This window comes from Sphingomonas bacterium, assembly GCF_028289855.1.
In the GTDB taxonomy this organism is placed as follows: Bacteria; Pseudomonadota; Alphaproteobacteria; order Sphingomonadales; family Sphingomonadaceae; genus Sphingomonas.
The window spans coordinates 1-3,684 of sequence record NZ_JAQGKZ010000022.1 but is presented as its reverse complement, the minus strand read 5'-3'; the positions used below and the strand labels follow the sequence as shown (position 1 = coordinate 3,684).

General features: G+C 65.2%; 3 protein-coding genes and 1 pseudogene. All 4 read left to right on the top strand.

Annotated elements, in window-relative coordinates; translation table 11 throughout:
- Positions 1 to 283: pseudogene (locus tag JWM94_RS01665) on the top strand (ArsR family transcriptional regulator); the annotation flags it as partial.
- Positions 283 to 1,221: a methylenetetrahydrofolate reductase gene (metF, locus tag JWM94_RS01660; RefSeq protein WP_299420456.1), complete on the top strand. Its 939-nt coding sequence runs from the start codon at positions 283 to 285 to the stop codon at positions 1,219 to 1,221. The pseudogene JWM94_RS01665 and the gene metF, both read left to right, overlap by 1 nt.
- Positions 1,218 to 2,267, top strand: coding sequence for a homocysteine S-methyltransferase family protein (locus tag JWM94_RS01655; protein WP_299420453.1), 1,050 nt, complete (start codon positions 1,218 to 1,220; stop codon positions 2,265 to 2,267). The genes metF and JWM94_RS01655 overlap by 4 nt, the downstream gene beginning before the upstream one ends.
- Positions 2,268 to 2,413: 146 nt before the next feature.
- A partial coding sequence (locus JWM94_RS01650) for a dihydropteroate synthase (RefSeq protein WP_299420450.1) occupies positions 2,414 to 3,684 on the top strand: 1,271 nt, incomplete at its 3' end.

Sequence of the window (3,684 nt, the reverse complement as noted above, 5' to 3'; positions counted from 1 at the left end):
TTTCGCGCAGACGCCCGACGCGGCGATCGCCGAGGCGGCGCGCGTGCTCGGGCCGGGCGGGCGCTTGCTGATCGTCGCTTTCGCGCCGCCCGGCCGTGCGGAATTGCGCACGCGTGAAGCGCATGCCCGGCTGGGCTTTTCGGACGAGCAGATGCTCGGCTGGTTCGACGCGGCGGGGCTCGCCCCGGCGCGGACCGAGACGCTGGAGGGCGGCGAGTTGACGGTGAAATTGTGGCTGGCGCGCAAGTTGGGCGAGCCGGTGCGTATGGTGGAGGCGGCGTGATGAGTTCGGTCGACAACATGCCCGAGGCGCGGCGCGCTTTGGCGACCCCGATGTTCGCCGACCTCGCGGGCGACGCGCAGGTGAGCTTCGAATTCTTCCCGCCCAAAACCGAGAAGATGGAAGAGACGCTGTGGGAGTCGGTCCAGACGCTGTCGCCGCTCGGCCCGCGCTTCGTGTCGGTGACCTATGGCGCGGGCGGGACGACGCGCGAGCGCACCCACGCGACGGTGGCGCGGATCGCGCGCGAGACGAATATCCCTGCGGCGGCGCATCTGACGTGCGTCGAGGCAACTAAGGACGAGATCGACGCGGTCGCCAATGAGTATTGGGATGCCGGCGTGCGGCACATCGTCGCGTTGCGCGGCGATCCGCCCGTCGCGGGGACCAAGTTCTCGTCGCCGGTCGGCGGGTACGAGAATGCAGCGGCGCTGGTCGCGGGGTTGCGCAAGCTCCATCCGTTCGAGATTTCGGTCGCGGCGTACCCGGAGTGCCATCCGGATTCGCCCAATGCGGAGCACGACCTCGATAACCTCAAGCGCAAGATGGGCGCCGGCGCGACGCGCGCGATCACGCAATTCTTCCACGAGGCGGACACCTTCTTCCGCTTCCGCGACGCCGCCGCCGCGGCCGGGATCGATGCCGAGATCGTGCCGGGGATCATGCCCGTCATGAACTTCGCTGCCGTCAAGCGCATGTCGGCGATGTGCAACACCGCGGTGCCGGGGTGGATGGGCCATCTATTCGACGGGCTCGACGATCACCCTGCCGCGCGCCAGCTCGTGTCGGCGACGATCGCCGCCGAACTGTGTCGCCGCCTGTACGCGGGCGGGGTGCGCAACTTCCATTTCTACACGCTCAACCGCGCCGAGCTGAGCTACGCGATCTGCCATCTGCTCGGCATTCGCGCGAAACCCGCATTGCAGGAGAAGGCGGCATGACGTCAGCCCGCGAGAAACTGTTGGCCGAGGCCGCGAAACGCATCCTGATCACCGACGGCGCATTCGGCACCGAGATCCAGAACTGGAAGCTCGCCGAGGCCGATTATGCCGGCGACCTGGGGCTGAACCACGACCAGAAGGGCAACAACGACATCCTGGCGATCACCAAGCCGACGGTGCCGGAGACGATCACGCGCGCGTATCTCGATGCCGGGTCGGACATCGTGTCGACCAACACGTTCAGTGCGAATTCGATCAGCCAGGCCGATTACGGCGCGGTCGAGTATGTTCGCCAGATCAACGTCGAAAGCGGCAAGATCGCGCGGCGGCTGGCCGACGAATATGAAGCCAAAGACGGCCGCCCGCGCTTCGTCGCCGGCGCCATCGGCCCGACCAACAAGACACTGTCGCTGTCGCCCGACGTCAACGACCCGGGTTATCGCGAGATCGACTTCGATTATCTGAAGGGCGTGTACCGCGAACAGGCCGATGCTTTGGTCGAGGGCGGCGCGGACTTCATCCTGATCGAGACGGTGTTCGACACGCTCAACGCCAAGGCCGGGATCATGGCGGCGATCGAGGCGGGCGAGGCGCTCGGGCGCGACTTGCCGATCATGCTGTCGATGACGCTGACCGACCTGTCGGGCCGCAACCTGTCGGGGCACACGGTCGAGGCGTTCTGGCACGCGGTGCGGCACGCCAAGCCGGTGACCATCGGCCTCAATTGCTCTTTCGGTGCGGAGCAGTTGCGCCCGCATGTTAAGACGCTGTCTGAGATCGCCGACACGCTAATCATGGTCTATCCCAATGCGGGGTTGCCCAACGAGCTCGGCGCGTATGACGAGATGCCGGAGACCACTGCGGGCCTGGTCGGCGAGTGGGCGCAGGCGGGGCAAGTCAACATTCTCGGCGGCTGTTGCGGGTCGACCCCGGCGCATATCAAGGCGATCACCGATGGCGTGCGCGGGCTGGCGCCGCGCAAGATCGTGACGCCGGAGGTTAGGACGCGGCTGGCCGGTCTCGAGCCGATGTTCATGGCGGCGTGACCCAAATCCTCCCCGTTTACGGGGAGGGGGACCAGCCGAAGGCTGGTGGAGGGGGCTCTCCACCAGTGATACCGAATGAGGAGAGCCCCCTCCACCGCTCTGCGAGCGGTCCCCCTCCCCGCAAGCGGGGAGGATTTGAGAGCTAGATGACCAATTCCTCGACCAATTTCGTCAATATCGGCGAGCGCACCAACGTCACCGGGTCGGCGGCGTTCAAGAAGCTCATCATGGCGGGCGACTACGCCAAGGCGGTCGAGGTCGCGCGCCAGCAGGTTGAGAACGGCGCGCAGGTCGTCGACATCAACATGGACGAAGGGCTGCTCGACGCCGAGTACGCCATGACGTCGTTCCTCAAGCTGATTGCCGCCGAGCCCGATATCGCACGGGTTCCGTTCATGATCGACAGCTCGAAATGGTCGGTGATCGAGGCGGGGCTCAAGTGCGTGTCGGGCAAGCCGATCGTCAATTCGATCAGCATGAAGGAGGGCGAGGAACAGTTCCTCGACCACGCGCGCAAGTGCATGGCGTATGGCTCGGCGGTCGTCGTGATGGCGTTCGACGAGGTCGGCCAGGCCGACACGCAAGAGCGAAAGGTCGAGATTTGCGAGCGCGCCTACAGGCTGCTCACCGGGATCGGCTTTCCGCCCGAGGATATCATCTTCGACCCCAACATCTTCGCGATCGCGACCGGGATCGACGAACATCGCCGCTATGCGATCGATTTCATCGAGGCGTGCCGCGAGATCAAGCTGCGCTGTCCGCACGTCCATATCTCGGGCGGGCTGTCGAACTTGTCATTCTCGTTCCGCGGCAACGAGCCGGTGCGCCGCGCGATGCATTCGGTGTTTCTCTATTATGCGATCCCCGCGGGGCTCGACATGGCGATCGTCAACGCCGGGCAGCTCGACATCTACGACCAGATCGACCCGGAGCTGCGCCAGGCGTGCGAGGACGTCATCTGGGACAATCGCGCCGACGCGACCGACCGGCTGGTCACCCTGGCGGAGAAGTTTCGCGGCACCGATGCGGTCGCCGAAAAAGCTGCCGAGGAATGGCGCGGCTGGGATGTCGCAAAGCGGCTCGAACATGCCCTCGTCAAGGGCATGGACCAATATGTCGTCGAGGATACCGAGGAAGCCCGTTTGCTCACTGCGCGCCCGATCGAAGTGATCGAGGGGCCGTTGATGGACGGCATGAACGTCGTCGGCGATCTGTTCGGATCGGGTAAGATGTTCCTGCCGCAAGTCGTTAAAAGCGCACGTGTCATGAAGAAGGCGGTCGCGCATCTGCTGCCCTATATCGAGGCGGCGAAGGAGCCCGGCGCGAAGGGCAAGGGCAAGGTCATCATGGCGACCGTCAAGGGCGACGTGCATGACATCGGCAAGAACATCGTCGGCGTGGTGCTGCAATGTAACGG